We start from the raw sequence: 21,959 nt of genomic DNA on the forward strand, positions 1-21,959 counted from the left end.
CTGTCGAGAAAACGGTTAAAGCCCCGGGCCAGGTCGCCCAGTTCGTCCTGGCGTGAATCATCCAGACGATGGCTGAGATCGCCCGCACCGCTGCCGATCTGCACCAGGGCTGCTGTCACTTGGCGGATGGGCCGCACCAAGCCACGCGCCAGCAACACCACTAGCAGCAGCGAAACCAACGCCACCGCTCCGCCAATCAGGCTGGTCAGCCATACCGCTTGGCGCATCTGCGCGTAGATCTCGGCTTCCGGCACCTCGGCCACCAACGTCCAGTTGAGGTCGCGCAGCGGTAGGCCCAAGGCCAAATAGTCCTCACCATCACGTTGGAAGCGGCTGCTGCGCAAACCTTGCCCTTGGCTCATCACCGCCTTGGCCGCTTCGGCGCCGATCTGCTCGGTGAGCTGGCGCTTGGCGCTGAATTCATTTTGCGGATGGACCTGGATAAGCCCATCGTTGCGCACCAGCATCACCCGCCCGTGCTCACCGAAGCTGAAGTCGTGGATCAGTTTCGACAGCTCTGTGAGGCGCAGGCCCATGCCGGCCACGCCCACCAGTTGGCCGTCCTTTTCCACCCGATAGTCGATGAACAACGCCACTTCACCCGTGGCGCCATCGATGTCGATATTGATCAGGCGTTCGGCGCCGCTGTCGATGTAGCCGTAGAACCACTTGTCCTTGGGATTCTCGCGGCTGAGCGTGCGGTCCAGGCCGTTCTCGTTGTAGTAGTGACCGGTCGCGGTCGAGGCGAACAGCGCGGTAAACGCCTGGTTGCGCTGCTTGGCAGCTTGCAGGTTTTCGATGAACCGTGGCGCGTGGGCTGGGTCTTCACCGGCAGCCAGCCAGTCGCGCAGCAAGGTATTGCCTGCGATGTCGGCCGCCGCCACCAGCGGCTGGGCGAGCATGCGCTCGATGTCGTTGCGGATGGCTTCGATACTGGCCGGCAGCGCCGTGTCGACCAGGTAGCGTTCAGTCAGGCGGTTGACCGCCACGGTATAGATCGTCACCACCACCAGAATGCTCACCAGCAGGGCCGCGCCCATGCTGGTGATCAACTGCCACTGAATACTCCGCCGCCAGATGCGCATACCCTTCCTCCCCAGGAATCCATGTGCGGAGAAAGTGTATACACTTAAGTATTCAGTCACGCCATAGATCAGCAACAATCAAACAGCGCACAAACGGGGATGGTAGCAGCGGAGTGCCCCGTGACGGCAAGGGAGCAGGCCCTGGGGCTATCGCGAGGCAAGCCCGCCGCCACGATCCCCGCTCATGTACTTCGTGAGTGGTTACTGGTCGCCGATGGTGCGGCTAATGGCATCGACCGTCGCATCAATTTGCGCTTGGGTGCGTGCCAGGGTCTGCTGGTGCTCTTTCTGCAGTTCGATCTGCTTGGAGCACAGGTTCAAGGCTGCCAGTACCAGCAGCTTGTCGCCGATCAGGGTCGGGTACTGACGTTTGGTTTCGGCCAGGGCGGTGTTGAGCATCCGCACAGCCTGCGACAGGGTTTCTTCCTGCCCTTCGGGCGCCTTGATCGAATAATCGGCGCCGAGGATCGACACCACATTGATCGGCTGCGCTTGCAGTCTCATGCGTTAACGACACCTGCACTGGCGCGCTCGACCAGCGCCTGGATACGCGCGGCGGTGGCGCCGTGCTTCTCTTCTTGCTCCATCAGCGACAGCTGCAGGCTGTCGTTTTCTTCCTTGGCCTGGGCCAGTTCCTGGCTGAGCGCAGTGTTCTGCTCGACCAATTGCGCGTTCTTTTGCAGCAGGTCAGTGACCAACTGCTCGATTTGATTCAGGGAGGCTTCCAACATGGGGGGATATCTCGGTTGTTGCAAAGGGCGCACACGATAAAGAAAAGCGCGAGCCCCCGCCATTAAATATCGGATTCTTAAGGCTTTAGCCTGTGCAGATTGACCGGGTTTGGCCCCCCTTGTTCCGACCTGGGTCAACCGCCGGTCAGGAATTTAGATAGGTGGCTCACACTTTTCTCCGCTCGCACTCAAGACTGGCCAGTCACGACCGATAGCCAGGCAGGTCTTATTTCGTCGCACGGACCGCGCGCTCCCTCTCCTTGCCTGGATTTTCCCCACCATGTCCCTACGCAACATGAATATCGCCCCGCGCGCGCTGCTCGGGTTCGCCCTGATCGGCCTGCTGATGCTTGGCCTTGGCGTCTTCTCGCTGATCCAGATGGGCAACATCCGCCAAGCCGGTGTCGCCATTGAAAACATCAGCGTACCGAGCATCAAGACCCTCGACGAGCTGACCGCGCTGAATCTGCGCATGCGCACCCTGTCCTATCGCTTGCTGCTCAACCGCGAGCCGGCTACCCAACAGGAAACCCTGCGCCTGCTGGATGAGCGCAATGCCCAGATCGACCAGGCCAAGCGTGCCTACGAGCCGCTGATCGGCGCTGCCGACGAGCAGGCGGCCTATGATCAATACAGTCAGCTACTGGCGCAATACCGCCAGCTGGAGTCGCGCATGCGCAGCCTGAGCCAGGCCGACCGCACCGACGAGCTGCGCGACCTGCTCAACCGCGATCTATTGGCCAACTCCGAGCAGATCAACAAGGTCATGGACAGCCTGGTGCGGATCAACACTGAGCAGACCCGCCAAACCAACGAAACTGCCGCCAGCCAATACGCCGCCGCGTTCGCCTTGGTGATCGGCCTGTTGATCGCCGCCACCGTGCTGACCTTGCTCTGCGCCCTGCTGCTGACCCGCAGCATCGTCAAACCCATCGATGAAGCGCTCAAGGCCGCCGAGCAAGTTGCCGACGGTGACCTGACCCAGATCATCCGCGCCGAAGGCACCGACGAAGCCGCCCGCCTGCTGCGGGCCATGGCGCGCATGCAGGACAAACTGCGCGACACCCTGCAGCTGATCGCAGGTTCCGCCACGCAACTGGCCTCCGCAGCCGAAGAGCTCAACTGCGTCACCGATGAAAGCGCCCGTGGCCTGCATCAGCAGAACAACGAAATCGAACAGGCCGCCACCGCTGTCACCGAAATGACCAGCGCCGTGGAAGAAGTGGCGCGCAATGCCGTCAGCACCTCGGAGGCCTCCGGCGAGGCCAGCCGCTCTGCAGGAGACGGCCGCGACCTGGTAATGGAGACCGTCAACGCAATCGAGCGCATGAGTGGTGATGTGCAGGCCACCGCCAAGCTGATCACCCACCTGGCCGAACAGTCACGTGACATCGGCAAGGTGCTCGACGTGATCCGCGGCCTGGCGGACCAGACCAACCTGTTGGCACTCAACGCCGCCATCGAGGCCGCCCGTGCCGGTGAGGCGGGCCGTGGTTTTGCCGTGGTTGCCGATGAAGTACGCGCCCTGGCCCACCGCACCCAGCAGTCGACCAGTGAAATCGAGCGCATGATCGCCAGCATCCAAAGTGGTACTGGCGAGGCCGTCGACTCGATGCGCACCAGTACCGAGCGCGCGGAGTCGACCCTGAACATCGCTCGCGGCGCAGGGCTTGCGCTGGACAGCATTGCCGGGGCGGTGTCGCAGATCAACGAGCGCAACCTGGTGATTGCCAGCGCGGCCGAGGAGCAGGCCCAGGTCGCCCGCGAAGTGGATCGCAACCTGGTCAATATCAACGACCTGTCGGTGCAGAGCGCCACGGGCGCGCACCAGACCAGCGCGGCCAGTGCCGAGTTGTCTCGCCTGGCGGTGGACCTCAATGGCCTGGTGGCGCGTTTCCGCGTTTGAGCCAGCAGTGCGGTCGCCTGTTTTGGGGCCGCTTTGCGCCCCTTCGCGGCGGTTCGGCGCCCCGAAGGGGCGCAACGCGGCCCCAAAAATCAAAAGTGGCACCCCCAAAACAACAACAGACTTTTCCTACATATCAAACTCTCGATTCGAGCTATCAATGTCCCCGTTTAGGCCTACGGAAAAGTGATGGTGGGTCGCCAGCTATCGCCGACCCTGCCCTCCCCGGTCATCTGAGCAGTCTCTGTCCGCAACGCGTCCAGGCCTCACGCGTCTTTGTCCCATGCGGCGTCGAATCAGGAGAACCCCCATGCCCCAAGCCAACGCCAAGCAACGTGTAGCCTGCTATCAGTTCGCCCCCAAAATCGCCGACCCAAGCTTCAACCTTGAGCAATCGCTCAAGGCAATGTCTGAAGCTGCCGAGCGGCAGGCGAAATTGCTGGTGTTGCCGGAGTTGGCCTTGAGCGGTAATGCGTTACGCGACCGGGAAGAAGCCTTCGTCTGTTCGATGTCACGCGACGGCACTCGCCTAAACGCACTGGCAGAGCAGGCACGAGCGCTTGATCTGATCGTGATAGTAGGATTCTGCGAACGCCTCGAAGCCGGCCATGTGGCCAATACCTCGGTGATGATTCAGCCAAACGGCCAGCGCACCTTCTACCGCAAAGCACACCTGTGGAACCGAGAAACGCTGATCTTCACCCCGGGCGACTGCGCCCCGCCCGTGGTTCAGACGAGCTTAGGACGGGTGGCGATGATGCTAAGTTACGATTTGCAGTTCCCCGAGTGGGTCCGCTTGGCTGCGCTCAGCGGCGCACAACTGCTGTGCGCGCCGGTCAACTGGCCGGCATCGCCACGTCCGGCGCTGCAGCGCCCTGTCGAAGTAACGCGGGTGCAAGCTAATGCAGCGGTCAATCATCTGTTCATCCTGGCCTGCGACCGCTGCGGCCATGAGCGCGGCATGGACTGGGTTGCAGGCTCCACCCTGGTCGGTGCCGACGGCTATCTGCTGGCCGGCGGGATCAGCCTGGATCGGCCCCAATTACTGGTGGCCGACATCAAATTGCGCACAGCCTCAGACAAGCGCATTCCACCCTACAACGACATCCTCGGCGACCGCCGCCCCCAGCTCTACGGCAAACTCTGCCAATCCTAGTAGTCGATACGCACATCACCCTTGGGCACACTGCAGCACGACAGGATGTAACCCTCGGCTTCATCTTCCTCGGTGATGCCGCCGTTGTGCTCCATCTCCACGTCGCCACCGAGCTTGAGTACCTTGCAGGTGCCGCAGATGCCCATGCCACAAGCCTTGGGAATCATCAGCCCGACCTTGGCCGCTGCCGCATGCACGGTTTCGCCGGGGGCTACGCGAATGCTCTTGTCGCTGCCGACGAACTCCACCAGGTTCAGATCCGACAGGTCCAGTTCCGGGGCGTCGGCGGCCTGTTCGGCATGCTCGACTGCGTCGGCCTTGGCTTCTGCTGGCGTCGCGCCGAACGATTCCTCGTGGTAGTTCTTCATGTCGAAACCAACCGCTTCGAGCATGCGCTTGACCGCCGTCATGTACGGTGTCGGCCCGCAGCAGAACACCGTGCGCTCCATGTAGTCGGGGGCGATCAGCTCCATCAGCCGCTGGTTCAGGTAACCGCGATAACCCGCCCACGGCTCGCCCAAACCATGCTTCTCGCAAATGATGTGCAGGCTGAAATTGGGAATGCGCGAAGCCATCTGCTCCAGCTCGCGGTGGTAGATGATGTCTTTCGGTGAGCGGGCGCTGTGCACGAAGACCATGTCGACATTGGCATTGGTGTCATAGAACCAGCGGGCCATCGACATCACCGGGGTGATGCCCACGCCACCGCTCAGGTACAGCACCTTGCCGGCCGGAAAATCAATCGCGTTGAACAGCCCCACCGGCCCGTGCACCGGCAGCTCGGCACCCTCGTGCATGGTGTCGTGCAGGTAGTTGGAAACATGCCCGCCCGGCACCCGCTTGACGGTGATCGAGAAACTGTACGGCACCGATGGGGAACTGGAGATGGTGTACGAACGCATCACCTGCTTGCCTTCGATCTCAAGCTCCAAGGTGACGAACTGACCCGGCTTGAAGAAGAACATGATCGGCTGGTCGGCCATGAAGCAGAAGGTGCGCACATCCCAGGTTTCCTGGATGACCTTGACGCAGCGCACGATGTGGCGGCCGTTGGCCCAGGTCTGGGTAGTGACCGGGTTGAGGAAGGTATCGGACATGGTGTTCTCCAGCGGCCGACTACCGGCCTTTTATGGCTCCGATAATGCTCAAGGCGCAGGCGGCGTACATTCCTGCCAGCGACATCGGCGTGCTTATCGCGACCAGCCCCGACCTACAAGGGTTTACGCGTCGGAATTCGAATCGGCCATGTCGCCCATGGATACGGCTCAAGGCGTATCTGATCGCACACTCCACGGCAAATAGACCTGATGTTTTTGCAAGCAGCCTTGCGGCACCACAATAACGATTAGCCACCTTTCGCCGGCCCTTATCGGCCTTGAGGATAAAACGATGGACGTCACCGCAACCCTGAGCCTGGGCGATCCACTGGAAGCAGCACGCAAGGCCACCGCCGAGATGCTGCAGACCCGCGAGCGTACCTACTCGCTGCCCCAGCCGTTCTACACCGACGAGCGTCTGTTCCAGATCGACATGCAGGAGATCTTCCACAAGGAGTGGCTGATCGCCGGCATGACCTGCGAGATCCCGACCAAGGGTAACTTCCTCACCCTGCAGATCGGCAAGAACCCGGTCATCGTGATCCGCGGCGCCGAAGGCAAGGTGCATGCCTTCCACAACGTCTGCCGCCATCGCGGCTCACGGCTGTGCACCAGCGACAAGGGCAAGGTGGCCAAGCTGGTCTGCCCGTACCACCAGTGGACCTACGAGCTCGACGGCCGCCTGCTGTTCGCCGGCACCGAGATGGGCGCCGATTTCGACATGAAGCAGTACGGCCTCAAGCCGATCAACGTCAAGACCGCAGGCGGCTACATCTTCATCAGCCTGGCCGAGAACCCTCCGGCTATCGACGAGTTCCTCGAAACCCTCGAGCACTACATGGAACCGTACGACATGGAGAACACCAAGGTGGCGGTGCAAACCACCTTGATGGAAAAGGCCAACTGGAAGCTGGTGCTGGAAAACAACCGCGAGTGCTACCACTGCAACGGCTCGCATCCAGAGTTGCTGAAAACCCTGCTGGAGTGGGACGACACCGAGGACCCCCGCGCCGACCAGGCCTTCAAGGACCACGTCGCCGCCTCGGCCGCTGCCTGGGAAGCCGAGAAGATTCCCTACCTGCACAAAAGCCACGGCCTGCGTAACCGCATCGTGCGCATGCCGCTGCTCAAGGGCACTGTGTCGATGACCATGGACGGCAAGCAGGCCTGCCAGAAGCTGATGGGCCGGATCAAGAACCCCGACCTCGGCTCGATGCGCATCCTGCACCTGCCGCACTCGTGGAACCACTGCATGGGTGATCACATCATCGTCTTCACCGTATGGCCGATCAACGCGCAGGAAACCATGGTCACCACCAAGTGGTTGGTGCACAAGGATGCGGTGGAGGGGGTGGATTACAACCCCGATGACATGCGCAGGGTGTGGGATGCCACCAACGATCAGGATCGGCGCTTGGCGGAGGAGAATCAGCGGGGGATCAACTCTACCGCGTATCAGCCGGGGCCTTATTCGAAGACTTACGAGTTTGGCGTGGTGAACTTTATCGACTGGTATAGCCAGCGGGTACTGGAGAATTTGGGGGCGGAGCCGGCGCCTTATCTCAAGGAACTTAAGGCCTAAAACGACAGCGCCCCTTTTTTGAAACAGGGGCGCTTTCGGTTAACTAATAGACTTTTACACAATCCATTGTATTGGCAACCAAAAGCGCTGCACAGAGCGACTTATGAATTATCTGTGCGTATCGAAGCATGTTGCTCCGCCACGCTGTTCGCTACCTGTTCCTCCGGTATGCGGTTCAGTACATGTTCCTCCGCTATGCGGTCCGGTACAGGTGAAGGGGGAGAGGGAGATGAATATAAAGATGAGACCGTCCTAGTTCCTCTGCCCCTTCTACTTTCTCTACCTCCTGAAGTGGAAACCCCAGCGCCTGGAAATACCTGGCTCCCATTCGCCGCGGGGCTTCGCCGCACACTCGTGTAAGGTAGCCCACTTTCGACGCGTCTATCAGGTACATTGCGACGCAAGTCCCAAGCACCTAGCCCTACCCCCAGGATTTGTAAACTATTTCCAAGATTCTGCAAGGTGTTTCCTTCAATAGGCAACCCAGCTCGCTCCAGGCCTCGACCTAGCAAATACGTTCCGGAGCCTAATCCGACTGCCCCTAACGAAAGAACGGACATTCTAGTATACGCAGCATCACGCTGCCGACTTACTCGCCCCGCATCTATTACCCCCGCTAAACCAGCAAAAGCAAGCGCATCCCCAGTACCCTCAGAGAATGAATATGATGCAGTAAGAATCTTGAAAATATCAAAATTCCCGCTTGGGTCATGCCTATTAACTGGATCTCCCTTACAGTAGGCATACGCATTTATCCCACCTTCGGCAAAAGGACTTAATCGATCCGCAGAATGAAAACGCATGATCACAGGATTATAAGGTCGGTGACCGTTGCCGAGTAGATACCACCCGACTTCACGCTCACACAGCTGCCCGGTAAAACCCAGTGAAGGTGCGGTATCTTGCGCAGGTCGATAGCCGTATGGGGTGTAAGCACTCCTGTAGTGGCCGGCCCCGACCGCCATAAGTGGACTTAACAGACGATCTGTCGCTAGCAGCTGCTGGGTGGCCATTCTGGAATCTCCAGGTTCGGAGTCTTGCCAGTAGGCTATCAGTGCAACGCATTCAGCGAACCTGACAAAAATGCCAGGTCGATGCAGTGGTAGGAGTGCGCGGCTCTATAAAAACCCATCAAGTTCAGCGCCAAGGCACTGGTTAAAAAGCAGACAAAACCCTGTAGCCCTTGAACGGCAATGGACGCAGCGGTAACCCAACACCTTATCCACAGAGCAACCAACAGAGTTTGTAGGCAACTATTGCCGCGACTAAACGGTGCTGTGGATAACAGGTGTGGGATGCCACCAACGATCAGGATCGGCGCTTGGCGGAGGAGGATCAGCGGGGGATCAACTCTACCGCGTATCAGCCGGGGCCTTATTCGAAGACTTACGAGTTTGGCGTGGTGAACTTTATCGACTGGTATAGCCAGCGGGTACTGGAGAATTTGGGGGCGGAGCCGGCTGCCTATTTGAAAGAGGTTACAGCACAGTAATTACAACGAATTGAGGATATCGCCAGCTTTTCCCAACGTACGATCAAAATTAACACTGCATTTACAAACCAAGGTCAGTCTACGTACGCGTATCTCCCATCAAAGTATTTTCCTCATCCCGAAGATCCTGAGCTGCCCTTAGCATGACAATTTCACCTCTTAACTTAGCAATCGTTTCTACTGATTGATAGAAGCCAATGCACGCCCGCCCGACAAGAAACAACTACCAAGGCAGCAGCGTGTTTGAAATCGAGAAACGCCCCAACTAAATCTTTCTCATATTTTCTTGGCTTCTTGTCAAATTCATGAACATTTCCAAGCAGGCACCAACCCATCTCAGGCTCGATCAGTCGACCACCAGTAAAACCTAGAGCAGGTGCACCTGCTTGCGTTACTCGGTAACCGTAGGGGGTGTAGGCACTCCGCAACTTGCCGCCTGTACCCAGCAGCGAGAGCGGGGTTTGGAGTTGGTCTGTTGCCAGAATGTTCAGTGTCGACATACCACCCTCCTAATCGTGTAGACCCCTGTCCCGACAATGCTCAAACTTCAGTTTCCGCATTTGAAAGGGATGCGTCGCCACGGATTGCTGTATTAACCTGAGCCGCGCTATGAGTCGAGTCAACACCAGATGAACTATTAGACTGTGGGATAACAGCTTCAGGAACAGTCTGTTGCGCGGCAGGCCTGCCATCCCTTCCAAATGCAGAAAGCGGCAACCCCGTATTCGGGCCCATGGGGGTCAAATTTTGTGCAATGCTCCAAGCCTCAGAGGAGTCCCCACTCAATTTTCGACTTTGATAGCTGGTGGCTTCTGAAACAAGTACAGCGACGGAGTTGATAGCCGCTAAAGAAACCGGTTGATCGTCAATTCCCAGCCCAGTAGCCCCCATCGCAAGCGTAGTAAAGCTACTTAACCAAGATGCCCCTGCAGATATAAACTGAGTGGCAGTAAATTTTAGTGGCAAATCTTTAGCTGCTATACCGCGGCTTCTGGCCTTGCTGATTTGCATATTGCTTCTGATCATCCGATACAGTGTCTTCGTATCCTCCCCTACGCGCCCCCCTGCAAGCATGCCCACACCTGCAGTTACATCTCTCCACATTATCTGATCAATAATGCTCTCTCCACTACGATCATGAAAATTAATAGGGTCTCCATGGCAATATGCGTAAGCGTTAAATCCACCTGCTCCAAACGGACTTAACCGATCCGCAGAATGAAAACGCATCAGCACTGGATTGTAGGCTCGGTGACCGTTGCCAAGCAGATACCACCCTAATGCACGCTCAGGCAGTTGCCCGGTAAACCCCAAGGAAGGAGCGGTATCTTGCGCAGGTCGATAGCCGTATGGGGTGTAAGCAGCCCTGGAACGGCCGCTTGCACCAAGAGCCATAAGCGGGCTTAAAAGGCGATCTGTCGCTAGCAGCTGCTGGGTGGCCATTCTGGAATCTCCAGGTTCGGAATCTTGCCAGCAGGCTATCAGTGCAATGTAGTTGGCGAACCTATCAAAAATGCCAGGTCGATGGACCGGGCCGAAGTGGGGGTGCTATCAAAAAGCGCCCAGTTCAACAGTGAAGGTGCTGGTTAAAAAACAGACAAAAGCCTCTAGCCCATGAACGGCAATGGCTCCAGCGCTAACCCAACACCTTATCCACAGAGCAACCAACAGAGTTTGTAGACAACTGTTGCCACGACCAAACGGTGCTGTGGATAACAGGGATAAGCACCTATTTCCTATTGGTATCCAGCCCATTAGAGAGTGGTTGATCAATTAATGAGCAATCACGCGCGCACGTTGACACCCGGGGGCTGTAGGGATCATCGAACAGTTTATCCACAAGAGCGCTAACAGTGTTTGTGGGTAATTTCAGGCGAACGCAGTTGAGCGCGAAAAACTAGGGGGGTAACTGGGGCTGCTTTGCAGCCTGCGATGGGCCGCACAGCGGACCCATTGGCCGTAAGTGACAGGCCTTATTTGATCATTTTTTACTCAATCTCCTGAAGGCCCCGTGATCTGAGGGTTTGAGCAATGCGCAAACACTTTATCCACAGAGGGGCCAACAGTCTTTGTGCACAACCCTTCAGCGTAAGACCCCCTCCTCCACCAGCAGCTTGAGAATAGCCTCGGCCCCTTCCTGTGGAGAAACATCCTTGAGCACCTTGCCGCCGCCGCCACTGGCCTTGGCTGTAGCGGCCTTCATGCGGTCTGCACCGCTCTTGGCCTTGATCACCTTGAGCCGCTTGGGCCGAGGTCTAGCGGGCTGCAGCTCGGCACCGGTTAGCAGCTCATCCTCGACCACCGCCACGTTCCGCGCAGCCAACACACCCCGCCGCGCCGGGCCAAAAGCACTCTGTCGCGGATTTGGCGCAGCGTTATCCACAGTCGCCAGCAACGGCAGGCGTACTTTCAAACGACGCCGCTGGCCCCGCGGCAGGGCTTGCAGTACCTGGGCGGTGCCATTGTCGATCGACTCTACTTCTGCCAGCCCCACGATCAGCGGCCAACCGAGCTTCTCCGCCAACAAGAACGGCAACATCCCCGAACCTTCGCCGGTTTCCGCCTGGCTGCCGGTGAGCACTAACTGGGCGCCAGCATCACGCAGGTAATCCCCGAGCACGCCCAGCACATCGGCCCCAGCGGGCTGCTCCAGCACATCCAGATGGTCCAATCCCATACCCAGATAGGCACGCAGTGCCTCTTCCCGAGGGTCGCCGGCATGCACGACCTGCAAGTTATCCCCAGCCAGTTGCAAACCCAGCTCCACGGCACGCGCGTCCTGTTCGGCGCGGCGGGTGCGGCCGGAGCTTGGGTGGGCGCCGATGGAGACCAGGCTGATGACTTTCGTACTCATGCTCATGCCCTTATGCCGCGTCGCGCTGGCCGGCGCTGCGGAAGTTGTCCACAGCCTCGATCAGTGCCTGAAGAATCGCCGCGCTGTCGCCAATTACCGACAGGTCAGCCCGTTTGATCATGTCACAGCCGGGGTCCATGTTGATCGCCACCACCTTGTCGCAGGCGCCGATGCCCTGCAGGTGCTGGATTGCGCCAGAGATACCCACAGCCACGTAGACCCGCGCAGTAACCCAGGTACCGGTAGCGCCGACCTGACGGTTACGCGGCATGAAGCCGTCGTCCACCGCCACCCGCGAGGCGCCTTCGGTGGCGCCGAGGGCGGCAGTGGCCCTGTGGAAAAGCGCCCAATCCTTGACGCCGTTGCCGCCAGAGACGATGAACTCGGATTCGGCCATGGCGATCGCAGCAGGGTCGACCGCCACCGGGCCTAAGTCTTCAATCCGCGACAGGCTGCGCGCAACGCTTGTGGACAACTCGACCGGCAACGCTTCGTGACGGGTCTCGTTAACCGGTTCGGCGCATTCGGCACCAGCCAGGATCAAGCGGGCGATGCCGCGCTGCAGGTCCTGCTGGCCGGAGCCGGCGCGGCCGATGCATTGGCCATCCTTGACTTGCCAAACCCGCGTCGCCGGGCGCTCGCCCAGGGCCGCGCCGAGGCGCCGACCCAGTTCGCCGCCACCGGTACGGCTGTCGGGCAGCAGCCAATGGCGCGGGGTGAACTGGTTATCCACAGCGCGCAGGCCTTGCACCAGTTGCTCCGGGGCATAGCCCTGGAACGCTTCACCGTCGATGACCAGCAGACGATCAACCCCGGCTGTGGAAAAGTTGTTTTCCTTGTGTTCGCCAAAGACGATGGCCAGCACCGCCCCCTCGCTGCCCGCCAGGCTGTGGGCCAGGCCCAGCAAGTCGCGGTCGTGGCTGCCGAGGCGACCACCGACCATGTCCGGCACTACGGCGATGTAGAAGGCAGGGTCGGCCACCTGATGCAGCGGCAGCTGCACTTCGGCTGCCGCGCTGCGCCGCCCGCCGACACCTGTGCCCTGCTGGGCACCGCTGCGGTCGAGGCGCTTGAGGCCGCTGGGGCCGATGAACCCTGCGGCAATCGCGTGCGGGTTCTTGCGCAGGATGCCGTTAGGCCCCATCCAGCTGGTCGGTTGCGTCTGCATCGCCGCATGCAGCGGGTGCAGGCGGTTGCGGGCGATCCACTCAGCGCGTGGGTCGCGGCGGATGATGTCGCTCATCAGTGCACCTCCGCAGGTTCACGTTTGGCTACTGGGGGCTTTGCGGCGGGGGCGTCGTCTTCGATCAGCACGTCAGCCACCAATTCGGCGAGATCCTTGATTTGTGGGCGCGGCTCGACCACGCCTTCGAGCATTGCCGTGCACTGTGGACAACCCACGGCCACCAGCTGCGCCTCGGTCTCGCGGATATCGTCCATGCGCATGTCTGGGATCCGTTGCTTGCCCGGAATGTCAGTGATCGGCGCGCCGCCGCCACCGCCACAGCAGCGTGAACGGAAGCCCGAGCGTTGCATCTCGCGCACCTCGATGCCGAGCGCCTTGAGCACTGCGCGGGGTGCTTCGTACTCGCCATTGTAGCGGCCCAGGTAGCACGGGTCGTGATAGGTCACGCTGCCGCTTTTGTGCTGACCGAGGTTGAGTTTGTTGGCGGCAATCAACTCGGCGATGTAGGTGCTGTGGTGCTGCACCTGGTAGTCACCACCAAGGGCGCCGTACTCGTTTTTCAGCACATGGAAGCTGTGCGGGTCGCAGGTGACGATGCGCTGGAAGCGGTACTTGGCAAGCGTCTGGATATTGCGCTTGGCCAGCAGCTGGAAGGTTGCTTCATCGCCCAGACGGCGGGCCACATCGCCACTGTCGCGCTCTTCCAGGCCGAGCACGGCAAAGTCCACACCGGAGGCCTTGAGTACTTTGACGAAGGCGCGCAGGGTGCGTTGATTGCGCATGTCGAAGGCGCCATCACCGACCCAGAACAGCACGTCGGTGCTCTGCACATCCGCCAGCAATTGCATGTTCAGGTCGGCGGCCCAGTTCATCCGCCCGCCCGGGTTGAAGCCGCCAGGGTTGTCGGTGGCGATCAGGTTGTCGAGCACCTCGGCGCCTTTGTTCGGGGTCGCGCCCTTCTCCAGGGTCAGGTGACGACGCATGTCGACGATGGCATCGACGTGCTCGATCATCATCGGGCACTCCTCGACGCAGGCACGGCAGGTGGTGCACGACCACAGGGTTTCGGCGTCGACCAGGCCATTGACGATCGGCTGGTGCGGATGGCCGCCATGCTCGCCAATGGGCTTGCCTGGATACGGGCTGCCCGCGAACGTGGCATCGGTGCCACCGGCCAGGCCAATGACCATGTCCTGGATGAGTTTTTTCGGGTTCAGCGGCTGGCCTGCGGCGAACGCCGGGCACATGGCCTCACACTTACCGCACTGCACGCAAGCGTCGAAACCGAGCAGTTGGTTCCAGGTGAAATCGACTGGCTTTTCGACCCCCAGCGGTGCGTTGGGGTCTTCCAGATCGAGCGGCTTCAGGCCAGTGGAACGGCCACCGCCGAAGCGCTCGGCGCGCCGGTGCCAGGCCAGGTGCAGGGCGCCAGCGAAGGCGTGCTTCATCGGCCCGCCCCAGGTCATGCCGAAGAACAGCTCCGACACACCCCACAGCACACCCAGGCCAAGCACGCCGACCATCACCCAGCCACCGGTGCCGGCAGGCAGGATGCCGGCAACCGGCAAGGTGGCGATGAAGAAGCTGGCGGCGAACACCAGCAGGCTCTTGGGCAAGCGCATCCACGGGCCCTTGGACAGGCGCGCAGGTGGATTGAGGCGACGTTTGAAGACGAAGATGGCGCCAGTGAACATGATCACCGTGGCCACCAGCAACCCGTAGCCGAGGATCTTGCTCTGCAGGCCAAAGCCGTGCACCAGGATCGCCAAAGCGGCCGACAGGACAAAGCCGCCGGCCGTGGCCACGTGGGTCTTGGACATGTACTTGTCGCGCTCGACCACGTGGTGCAAATCGACCAGATAACGGCGCGGCATGGCCAGCAACCCGCCGAGCAGGTTGACCTTGGACGGTCGCCCGCGGCGCCACATGCGCACCCGGCGCACGGCGCCGAGCACTGCCAGCGCAAGGGCAGCGAACAGCAGGATGGGTAGAAGGGTGTTCAACATGGGAGGCTCCCACAACTGCGGTTGCAAGGGTTCGCCCGACCTTTGGGAGGAGCTGCGTGGGAGCGGGCTTGCCCCGCGATAGCGTGCGACCAGACAACGATGTCCATCACGCTGACGCTATCGCGGGGCAAGCCCGCTCCCACGCCGTCGCCCCAGAGGCGAGGCGCATCACCGGACGATCAAAAGTCCTTGCACAGGCGCAAGGCGTCGTAGATCGCCGCATGCACGTTGCGTTGGGCCACGCAGTCGCCGATGCGGTACAGCAAGTAGCCTTCGCCCGGCTGGCTGAGGATCGGCTGCGGCTTGATGGCAAACAGCGCCTCCACGTCGATCTGGCCCTTGTTGCGCGAGTCTTCCTTGAGCGCGTAGTACAGCGCCTCGTCAGGCCGCACGCCGTTTTCGATCACCACCTGGTCGACCACCCGCTCCTCTTTGGCGCCGGTGTACTCGTTCTCCAGCACTGCCACCAGCTTGTCGCCCTCGCGGTAGACCTTGTCCAGCATCAGGTCGCCGGTCATGATCACTTCCTTGGGGTACATGCTGCGGTAGTAGGTCGGGAAGCTGGTGCCGCCAATGGCCACGCCCGGCTTGATGTCGTCGGTGACGATCTCGACCTGAGAACCTTTGTCTGCCAGGAAGTCCGCTGTCGACATACCGGTGAATTCGCAGATGGTGTCGTACACCAGCACGTTCTTGCCCGGCGCAACCTTGCCGTCGAGCACGTCCCAACTGCTCACCACCAGCCCTTCGGCAGCGCCCCAGTGCTCGTTCTGCTCGACGAACGGATGACCGCCCACCGCCAGCACGATCACATCCGGACGCAGGTCCTGGATAGCCGCCACGTCTGCTGCCGTGCCCAAGCGCAGGTCGATCTTCAAGCGGGCGAACTCCAGCTGATACCAGCGGGTGATACCGGCAATCTGATCGCGCTGCGGAGCCTTGGCGGCAATGGTGATCTGCCCGCCGATCTGTTCTTTCTTCTCGAACACGGTGACGTCATGTCCACGCTCGGCGGCCACCCGGGCGGCCTCCATACCCGCAGGACCGGCGCCAACCACCACCACCTTGCGTTTAGGCCCGGTGGATTTTTCGATAATGTGCGGCACGCCCATGTATTCACGGGAGGTCGCGGCGTTCTGGATGCACAGCACATCCAGGCCTTGGTACTGACGGTCGATGCAGTAGTTGGCACCGACGCACTGCTTGATCTGGTCGACCTGACCCATCTTGATCTTGGCGATCAGGTGCGGGTCGGCGATGTGCGCACGGGTCATGCCGACCATGTCGACATAGCCGCCTTCGAGGATGCGCGTGGCTTGGTTCGGATCCTTGATGTTCTGCGCGTGCAGTACCGGGACCTTGACCACCTCTTTGATGCCAGCCGCCAGGTGCAGGAACGGCTCCGGCGGATAGCTCATGTTGGGGATGACGTTGGCCAGGGTGTTGTGGGTGTCGCAGCCCGAACCGATCACGCCGAAGAAGTCGAGCATGCCGGTGGCGTCGTAATACGCGGCGATCTGCTTCATGTCCTCGTGGCTGAGGCCATCGGGGTGGAACTCGTCACCGCAGATACGCATCCCCACGCAGAAGTCGTCACCAACCTCGGCGCGCACCGCCTTGAGCACTTCCAGGCCAAATTTCATCCGGCCTTCGAAGCTGCCGCCCCATTCGTCGGTACGCTTGTTGACCCGTGGGCTCCAGAACTGGTCGATCATGTGCTGGTGCACGGCCGACAGCTCAACGCCATCCAGGCCGCCTTCTTTGGCACGACGCGCAGCTTGCGCGTAGTTGCCGATCACCCGCCAGATCTCTTCCGGTTCGATGGTCTTGCAGGTGGCGCGGTGCACCGGTTCACGGATGCCCGACGGCGACATCAGGGTCGGCCAGTTGAAGCCATCCCAGCGCGAGCGGCGGCCCATGTGGGTAATCTGGATCATGATCTTGGCGCCATGCTTGTGCATGGCGTCGGCCAGGTTCTGGAAGTGCGGAATAATGCGGTCGGTCGACAGGTTGACCGATGACCACCATTCTTGCGGGCTGTCGATGGCCACCACCGACGAGCCGCCGCAGATGGCCAGGCCGATGCCGCCCTTGGCCTTCTCTTCGTAGTATTTGACGTAGCGGTCGGTGGTCATGCCGCCATCAGTGGCATACACCTCGGCGTGCGCGGTGCTCAGCACACGGTTGCGGATGGTCAGTTTGCCGATCTGGATCGGCTGGAACATTGCTTCGAAGGCCATGACGCTCTCTCCGGCTTACAACGGTCTTGTAACGAACAGGCCATCTTCGTGGCCCTCTTCCGAACCGCCATAGACCTGCTCGGCCACAGTGCGGATCGAGCTGCCGCGGGCAGCGAGAATCTGGTCCATGGCGCCGGCAAACCAGCCAGTGAACATGTAGTCGACTTTGCGCCCGACCTTGCCGTACACGTAGACGAACGCCGAGTGCTTGAGCTTGACGCTGCAGGTGCCCTTGTCCAGGTCGATGTCCTGGATCTCGAACAGGCCCCAGCCGCGTTGCGACAGCCGCTTCATGTAGTGCTCGAACACCGCCACCCCTTCCAGGCCATGGCATTCGGCTTCCTTTTCACACCAGTGCCAGGCCGACTTGTAGCCCGCCTTGTAGAGGATCTCGGCGTAGGCGTCGGTGCCCAGCACTTCCTCGATGCCCATATGGTTGTTGACGAAGAAATGCCGTGGCACATACAGCATCGGCAGGGCGTCGCTGGTCCAGACACCGGTCTCGCTGTCGACTTCGATAGGCAATTGCGGGGCGATCTTAGCCATGGAAACTTAACTCCATAAAAAATGTTCGATTCGATCAAAAGCCGCGTTGGCTCATGCTTTTATAAACAGCCGCTGTGAGTGCTGTTGGGTCGCAGCGATCGGCGCGCGCAGTAGGCCCCAGCAGTGCTCACTCGCCCCAGACGTCCTTGAGGACACTGACCCAGTTCTCGCCCATGATCTTGCGCACCACGCGCTCGGGGTGGCCGCGCTTGAGCAAGGTCTCGGTGAGGTTGGGGAACTCGCCCACAGTGCGAATGCCCAGCGGGTTGATGATCTTGCCGAAGTTGGTCAGGCGACGGGCGTAGCCCTTGTCGTGGGTCAGGTACTCGAAGAAGTCCTGGCCGTGACCCTGGGTGAAGTCGGTGCCAATGCCGATGGCGTCTTCACCGACGATGTTCATGGTGTACTCGATGGCTTCGGCGTAGTCGTCGATGGTCGAATCGATGCCCTTGGCCAGGAACGGCGCAAACATGGTCACGCCAACGAAGCCGCCGTGGTCGGCGATGAACTTCAGTTCTTCATCAGACTTGTTGCGCGGGTGTTCTTTGAGGCCCGAAGGCAGGCAGTGCGAGTAGCAGACGGGCTTTTTCGATTCGAGGATGACCTCTTCAGAGGTCTTGGAACCGACGTGGGACAGGTCGCACATGATGCCGACACGGTTCATCTCAGCGACGATCTCGCGGCCAAAGCCCGACAGGCCGCCATCGCGCTCGTAGCAACCGGTGCCGACCAGGTTCTGGGTGTTGTAGCACATCTGCACGATGCCCACGCCCAGCTGCTTGAACACGTCGACGTAGGCGATCTGGTCTTCGAAGGCGTGAGCGTTCTGGAAGCCGAAGAGGATGCCGGTCTTGCCCAGCTCCTTGGCCTTGCGGATGTCGGCGGTGGTGCGCACCGGCATCACCAGGTCGCTGTTGTCACGAATCAGCTTCTGGCTGGAGGCGATGTTGTCGACGGTGGCCTTGAACCCTTCCCAAACCGACACCGTGCAGTTGGCGGCCGTCAGGCCGCCTTTGCGCATGTCTTCGAACAGCTCGCGGTTCCACTTGGCGATGATCAGGCCATCGATGACGATGCTGTCGGCGTGTAATTCGGCTGGGCTCATCAGGCTGTCCCCTTTTATTGACTTGGTCTGCGCCGAACGTTGTGTCGGCGCTTTGGGGCCAGCATATGCCTGCGCGACCGGGGAGCCGGATGCAAAAACGACAGGGGGTTTGCCGAAAGCGTCAATCCGCGACAAGTGCCCTGCGCCGCACCCTGCGGTGTTGAGAGCGACTCTCGATAAGGGCATTTTCTGAACTTGATGAACATTTCGTCAGAGAGCTATCGTCCGCAGCCGGGCTGAGCGAGAATCAGCCCCGATTGCTCAGTCGGGTGAGGAGAAAACCGATGAAATCAATGGCATGGCTGGTTCTGACGGCCGTTGCGCTAGGCGCCCACGCCGGCGAGGAAGAAAGCACACCTTGCGATAATGTCGACAGCGACCAGCAAGGTTATGCGTGTGCGGCCTATAACAAGCAGACCGCCGAGCGTGAACTGAAAGCGGCGTTCGACGATTTGATCCAGCGCATTCGCGACCAGTATCCAGATGAAGGCGAGAAGGTCGAGGCGTTGACGGCCCGTTTCCAGGCTGCCGAGACCCTGTGGACGCAAGTGCGTGATGCCGACTGCAAGGTCGAGACCTATGCCGAGAAACAGGGCACCAAGGCGTTCCAGGCGGCTTGGGATACCTGTGTGGCGCAGCGTAGCGATGATCGCTCGGAGTATCTGCAATCTATTGGTCAGCAGTAGGCTGCGCTGACGCTATCGCGGGGCAAGCCCGCTCCTACGTACTACCGACCCTGCGTGGGAGCGGGCTTGCCCCGCGATAGCGTCAGTGCAGACCACGGGTATCTCATGACACCGCACTGACCTGCCGATCCTCGCGCGGACAGCAGGCAAACCTGGCCCGATAACAGCGGGTGAAATACGACGCCGATTCAAACCCACAGGCAATGCTTACCTCCAGCACGCTCATGTCGGTCTGGCGTAACAACTGCCTGGCCTTGTCCAAGCGCAGGCGCAAGTAAAACCCGCTTGGGGTATCTTCCAGGTGCAGCTTGAACAGCCGCTCCAACTGGCGCCGGGTAATCTGCACCGCTTCGGCCAGCACCTGGGTATTGAGCGGCTGCTCGGTATTGCGCTCCATCTCGCCAATCACCTTGACCAGCTTCTTGTTGCTGATCCCATAGCGTGAGGCGATCTGCATGCGCTGGTGATCCTGGCGCGGGCGAATCCGCCCAAGCACGAACTGCTCGGACACCTGCACCGCCAATTCACTGCCATGGGCCTGGGCGATCAGGTCGAGCATCAGGTCAATCGAGGCGGTGCCGCCGGCACAGGTAATCCGCCGCCTATCTATTTCGAACAGCTCCTGCGTCGCCTGCAAACGCGGATAGCGTTCCTTGAACGCCTCCAACGCCTCCCAATGCAAGGTGGCTCGGTGGCCATCGAGCAAGCCCGCCTCCGCCAGCAGCATGGCCCCGGTATCGATCCCGCCCAGAATCACCCCGTCATGATCGAAGCGGCGCAAGCCTTGTTGCAGCCCAGGCCCAAAATGCGCCAAAGGGTCGAAGCCCGCCACCACCAGCAGCATCCGCCCCGGCGCCTCTTGCGCCAGCGCCGCATCGGCATTCACCGACATGCCATTGCTGGCCTGCACAGCTCCGCCGTCTAAGCTGAGCACGCGCCAGTGGTACAGCGGCCCACGAAAGCGATTGGCCACGCGCAGCGGTTCCACGGCGCTGATAAAGCCCATCGCCGAAAAGCCCGGCAGCAACAAAAAGTGGATGGTGTCCGGCATCGAATGCTCCACGACAAAAGGTGGTCGCTTGGGTGCAAGTGTTGGTCGCCAGGGTGCGAATTTCCACCCCGTACGCCGCGTAGCTTATTCACACGGCCCGCAGAGGCCGCCCACCATAACAATATGCACTGCCGATGGAGAGCCACCATGCACAGCTTGATCCGCCGCAGCCTGTTATCCCTCGCCCTCACCAGCACCTTGGCAAGCCCAGTATTCGCCGCGGAACCTGCGGTCTGTCAGAAGGTGCGCCTGGGCGTGGTCAACTGGACCGACGTCATCGCCACCAGCGCCATGGCCCAGGTGCTGCTCGATGGCCTGGGTTACCAGACCAAGCAGACCAGCGCCTCGCAGCAGATCATCTTTGCCGGTATCCGCGACAAGCGCCTGGACATGTTCCTCGGCTACTGGAACCCGATCATGAACCAGACCATCACCCCATTCGTCGAGGCCAAGCAGGTCAAGGTGCTGGCGGAGCCGAGCCTGAGCGATGCGCGGGCGACCCTCGCGGTGCCCAAGTACCTGGCTGACAAAGGCCTGAAGCGCTTTGCCGACATTCACAAGTTCGACAAAGAGCTGGGCGGCAAGATCTACGGCATCGAGCCAGGCTCGGGGGCCAATACCCAGATCAAGGCGATGATCGCCAAGAACCAGTTCAATCTCGGCAAGTTCCAGCTGGTCGAGTCCAGCGAAGCCGGCATGCTCGCTGCCGTCGACCGCGCTGTGCGGCGCAAGGAAGCGGTGGTGTTCTTCGGTTGGGCGCCGCACCCGATGAACGTCAACATCGACCTGGTCTACCTGGGTGACAGCCAGGATGCCCTGGGCCCGGACGAAGGCCGCGCCACGGTGTGGACGGTCACTGCGCCGGACTACGCCGAACGCTGCCCGAACGCCAGCCGGCTGCTGGCCAACCTGACCTTCAGCGCCGAGGACGAGAGCCGCATGATGCAGCCGCTGCTCGACCACAAGGACGCCCTGGAGTCGGCCCGCCAGTGGCTCAAAGACCACCCCGAAGACAAGGCGCGCTGGCTCGAAGGCGTGACCACCTTCGACGGCAAGCCTGCGGCGGACAACCTCAAGCTCACTGCCAACTGACCGTTCGCCATCGCGGGTCAAGCCCGCTCCCACGAGCGAACCCCAGGGTGACGCTCACACAGCGACCGCGTGGGAGCGGGCTTGCCCCGCGATGAGGCCACTACTGACACCCCCATTTCATCGTCGCCCTGCAGCCACGAAATGCCT

18 protein-coding genes and 3 pseudogenes are annotated in these 21,959 nt (G+C 60.7%); 7 read left to right on the forward strand and 14 right to left on the reverse strand.

The genetic code is table 11. From position 1 onward, the window contains the following. Nucleotides 1-11: 11 nt before the first annotated feature. The 3 genes and pseudogenes from HU737_RS26670 to HU737_RS20790 all read right to left on the reverse strand — a co-directional run. Nucleotides 12-1,085 (reverse strand): annotated as a pseudogene (locus tag HU737_RS26670) (HAMP domain-containing protein); the annotation flags it as partial. A gap of 201 nt (nt 1,086-1,286) precedes the next feature. Continuing rightward, the gene (locus tag HU737_RS20785; RefSeq protein ID WP_186552762.1) at nt 1,287-1,589 is read right to left on the reverse strand and encodes a cell division protein ZapA; all 303 of its coding nucleotides are present in this window, start codon (nt 1,587-1,589) and stop codon (nt 1,287-1,289) included. Next, complete coding sequence (locus HU737_RS20790) at nt 1,586-1,816, reverse strand: hypothetical protein (RefSeq protein ID WP_186552763.1); 231 nt, start codon at nt 1,814-1,816, stop codon at nt 1,586-1,588. Before HU737_RS20790 ends, HU737_RS20785 begins: the two co-directional genes overlap by 4 nt. A gap of 295 nt (nt 1,817-2,111) precedes the next feature. Here HU737_RS20790 and HU737_RS26675 point away from each other — a divergent pair. From HU737_RS26675 to HU737_RS20800, 3 genes and pseudogenes are all read left to right on the forward strand, one after another. Continuing rightward, a pseudogene (locus HU737_RS26675) lies at nt 2,112-2,867 on the forward strand (MCP four helix bundle domain-containing protein); the annotation flags it as partial. Continuing rightward, entirely contained in the window at nt 2,859-3,722 is an 864-nt protein-coding gene (locus HU737_RS26680; RefSeq protein WP_437182259.1) for a methyl-accepting chemotaxis protein, read from the forward strand. The pseudogene HU737_RS26675 and the gene HU737_RS26680, both read left to right, overlap by 9 nt. A gap of 307 nt (nt 3,723-4,029) precedes the next feature. Further along, a complete protein-coding gene (locus tag HU737_RS20800; protein WP_186552765.1) occupies nt 4,030-4,875 on the forward strand; it encodes a nitrilase-related carbon-nitrogen hydrolase in 846 nt (281 codons plus the stop codon). Here HU737_RS20800 and gbcB read toward each other — a convergent pair. Continuing rightward, on the reverse strand, nt 4,872-5,972 hold the full coding sequence (gene gbcB / locus HU737_RS20805; RefSeq protein ID WP_186552766.1) for a glycine betaine monooxygenase reductase subunit: 1,101 nt from the start codon (nt 5,970-5,972) through the stop codon (nt 4,872-4,874). The two genes, HU737_RS20800 and gbcB, sit on opposite strands and share 4 nt — an antisense overlap. 292 nt (nt 5,973-6,264) lie before the next feature. On the opposite strand from gbcB, the gene gbca reads away from it, so the two are divergent. Further along, nucleotides 6,265-7,554: a glycine betaine monooxygenase oxygenase subunit gene (gbca, locus tag HU737_RS20810; RefSeq protein ID WP_186552767.1), complete on the forward strand. Its 1,290-nt coding sequence runs from the start codon at nt 6,265-6,267 to the stop codon at nt 7,552-7,554. 101 nt (nt 7,555-7,655) lie between these two features. Here the strand turns inward: gbca and HU737_RS20815 are convergent, their stop codons facing one another. Beyond that, the gene (locus HU737_RS20815; protein WP_186552768.1) at nt 7,656-8,567 is read right to left on the reverse strand and encodes an RHS repeat-associated core domain-containing protein; all 912 of its coding nucleotides are present in this window, start codon (nt 8,565-8,567) and stop codon (nt 7,656-7,658) included. Nucleotides 8,568-8,839: 272 nt separating this feature from the next. Here HU737_RS20815 and HU737_RS20820 point away from each other — a divergent pair. Then, a pseudogene (locus HU737_RS20820) lies at nt 8,840-9,046 on the forward strand (SRPBCC family protein); the annotation flags it as partial. 164 nt (nt 9,047-9,210) lie between these two features. On the opposite strand, the gene HU737_RS20825 reads toward HU737_RS20820, so the two are convergent. The 8 genes from HU737_RS20825 to HU737_RS20860 form a co-directional block, all read right to left on the reverse strand. Then, nucleotides 9,211-9,546, reverse strand: a complete 336-nt coding sequence (locus HU737_RS20825) for a hypothetical protein (protein WP_186552769.1) — start codon at nt 9,544-9,546, stop codon at nt 9,211-9,213. 40 nt (nt 9,547-9,586) lie between these two features. Next, nucleotides 9,587-10,489, reverse strand: a complete 903-nt coding sequence (locus tag HU737_RS20830) for an RHS repeat-associated core domain-containing protein (RefSeq protein WP_186552770.1) — start codon at nt 10,487-10,489, stop codon at nt 9,587-9,589. A 640-nt stretch (nt 10,490-11,129) separates the two neighbouring features. After that, nucleotides 11,130-11,900 carry an electron transfer flavoprotein subunit beta gene (etfB, locus tag HU737_RS20835; RefSeq protein ID WP_186552771.1) on the reverse strand — a complete coding sequence of 257 codons (771 nt, stop codon included), beginning with the start codon at nt 11,898-11,900 and terminating at the stop codon, nt 11,130-11,132. A gap of 10 nt (nt 11,901-11,910) precedes the next feature. Next, nucleotides 11,911-13,143, reverse strand: a complete 1,233-nt coding sequence (etfA, locus tag HU737_RS20840; protein ID WP_186552772.1) for an electron transfer flavoprotein subunit alpha — start codon at nt 13,141-13,143, stop codon at nt 11,911-11,913. After that, the gene (gene dgcB / locus HU737_RS20845) at nt 13,143-15,092 is read right to left on the reverse strand and encodes a dimethylglycine demethylation protein DgcB (protein WP_186552773.1); all 1,950 of its coding nucleotides are present in this window, start codon (nt 15,090-15,092) and stop codon (nt 13,143-13,145) included. Before dgcB ends, etfA begins: the two co-directional genes overlap by 1 nt. Before the next feature lie 179 nt (nt 15,093-15,271). Beyond that, the gene (gene dgcA / locus HU737_RS20850; protein WP_186552774.1) at nt 15,272-17,332 is read right to left on the reverse strand and encodes a dimethylglycine demethylation protein DgcA; all 2,061 of its coding nucleotides are present in this window, start codon (nt 17,330-17,332) and stop codon (nt 15,272-15,274) included. A gap of 15 nt (nt 17,333-17,347) precedes the next feature. After that, entirely contained in the window at nt 17,348-17,878 is a 531-nt protein-coding gene (locus HU737_RS20855; protein ID WP_186552775.1) for a DUF5943 domain-containing protein, read from the reverse strand. Nucleotides 17,879-18,005: 127 nt separating this feature from the next. Beyond that, a complete protein-coding gene (locus tag HU737_RS20860) occupies nt 18,006-18,983 on the reverse strand; it encodes a dipeptidase (RefSeq protein ID WP_186552776.1) in 978 nt (325 codons plus the stop codon). A 284-nt stretch (nt 18,984-19,267) separates the two neighbouring features. Between HU737_RS20860 and HU737_RS20865 the strand changes: the two genes are divergently transcribed. After that, complete coding sequence (locus HU737_RS20865) at nt 19,268-19,669, forward strand: lysozyme inhibitor LprI family protein (RefSeq protein WP_186552777.1); 402 nt, start codon at nt 19,268-19,270, stop codon at nt 19,667-19,669. 103 nt (nt 19,670-19,772) lie between these two features. Here HU737_RS20865 and HU737_RS20870 read toward each other — a convergent pair whose 3' ends face one another. Then, nucleotides 19,773-20,720, reverse strand: a complete 948-nt coding sequence (locus HU737_RS20870; protein ID WP_186552778.1) for a GlxA family transcriptional regulator — start codon at nt 20,718-20,720, stop codon at nt 19,773-19,775. Between the two features lie 147 nt (nt 20,721-20,867). Between HU737_RS20870 and choX the strand changes: the two genes are divergently transcribed. Next, on the forward strand, nt 20,868-21,812 hold the full coding sequence (choX, locus tag HU737_RS20875; protein WP_186552779.1) for a choline ABC transporter substrate-binding protein: 945 nt from the start codon (nt 20,868-20,870) through the stop codon (nt 21,810-21,812). The last annotated feature ends 147 nt before the right edge of the window (nt 21,813-21,959 follow it).

Origin of the sequence: Pseudomonas urmiensis, from assembly GCF_014268815.2 — a bacterium.
In the GTDB taxonomy this organism is placed as follows: Bacteria; Pseudomonadota; Gammaproteobacteria; order Pseudomonadales; family Pseudomonadaceae; genus Aquipseudomonas; species Aquipseudomonas urmiensis.

What these genes read in the sequence shown, in the direction of transcription:
- HU737_RS20815 (WP_186552768.1), bottom strand. Translation starts at nt 8,567, where the DNA reads ATGGCCACCCAGCAGCTGCTAGCGACAGATCGTCTGTTAAGTCCACTT.
- etfA (WP_186552772.1), bottom strand. Translation starts at nt 13,143, where the DNA reads ATGAGCGACATCATCCGCCGCGACCCACGCGCTGAGTGGATCGCCCGC.
- gbcB (WP_186552766.1), bottom strand. Translation starts at nt 5,972, where the DNA reads ATGTCCGATACCTTCCTCAACCCGGTCACTACCCAGACCTGGGCCAAC.
- gbca (WP_186552767.1), top strand. Translation starts at nt 6,265, where the DNA reads ATGGACGTCACCGCAACCCTGAGCCTGGGCGATCCACTGGAAGCAGCA.
- HU737_RS26680 (WP_437182259.1), top strand. Translation starts at nt 2,859, where the DNA reads ATGCAGGACAAACTGCGCGACACCCTGCAGCTGATCGCAGGTTCCGCC.
- HU737_RS20785 (WP_186552762.1), bottom strand. Translation starts at nt 1,589, where the DNA reads ATGAGACTGCAAGCGCAGCCGATCAATGTGGTGTCGATCCTCGGCGCC.
- HU737_RS20825 (WP_186552769.1), bottom strand. Translation starts at nt 9,546, where the DNA reads ATGTCGACACTGAACATTCTGGCAACAGACCAACTCCAAACCCCGCTC.
- choX (WP_186552779.1), top strand. Translation starts at nt 20,868, where the DNA reads ATGCACAGCTTGATCCGCCGCAGCCTGTTATCCCTCGCCCTCACCAGC.
- HU737_RS20800 (WP_186552765.1), top strand. Translation starts at nt 4,030, where the DNA reads ATGCCCCAAGCCAACGCCAAGCAACGTGTAGCCTGCTATCAGTTCGCC.
- dgcB (WP_186552773.1), bottom strand. Translation starts at nt 15,092, where the DNA reads ATGTTGAACACCCTTCTACCCATCCTGCTGTTCGCTGCCCTTGCGCTG.
- HU737_RS20830 (WP_186552770.1), bottom strand. Translation starts at nt 10,489, where the DNA reads ATGGCCACCCAGCAGCTGCTAGCGACAGATCGCCTTTTAAGCCCGCTT.
- HU737_RS20790 (WP_186552763.1), bottom strand. Translation starts at nt 1,816, where the DNA reads ATGTTGGAAGCCTCCCTGAATCAAATCGAGCAGTTGGTCACTGACCTG.
- dgcA (WP_186552774.1), bottom strand. Translation starts at nt 17,332, where the DNA reads ATGGCCTTCGAAGCAATGTTCCAGCCGATCCAGATCGGCAAACTGACC.
- HU737_RS20855 (WP_186552775.1), bottom strand. Translation starts at nt 17,878, where the DNA reads ATGGCTAAGATCGCCCCGCAATTGCCTATCGAAGTCGACAGCGAGACC.
- etfB (WP_186552771.1), bottom strand. Translation starts at nt 11,900, where the DNA reads ATGAGTACGAAAGTCATCAGCCTGGTCTCCATCGGCGCCCACCCAAGC.
- HU737_RS20865 (WP_186552777.1), top strand. Translation starts at nt 19,268, where the DNA reads ATGAAATCAATGGCATGGCTGGTTCTGACGGCCGTTGCGCTAGGCGCC.
- HU737_RS20860 (WP_186552776.1), bottom strand. Translation starts at nt 18,983, where the DNA reads ATGAGCCCAGCCGAATTACACGCCGACAGCATCGTCATCGATGGCCTG.
- HU737_RS20870 (WP_186552778.1), bottom strand. Translation starts at nt 20,720, where the DNA reads ATGCCGGACACCATCCACTTTTTGTTGCTGCCGGGCTTTTCGGCGATG.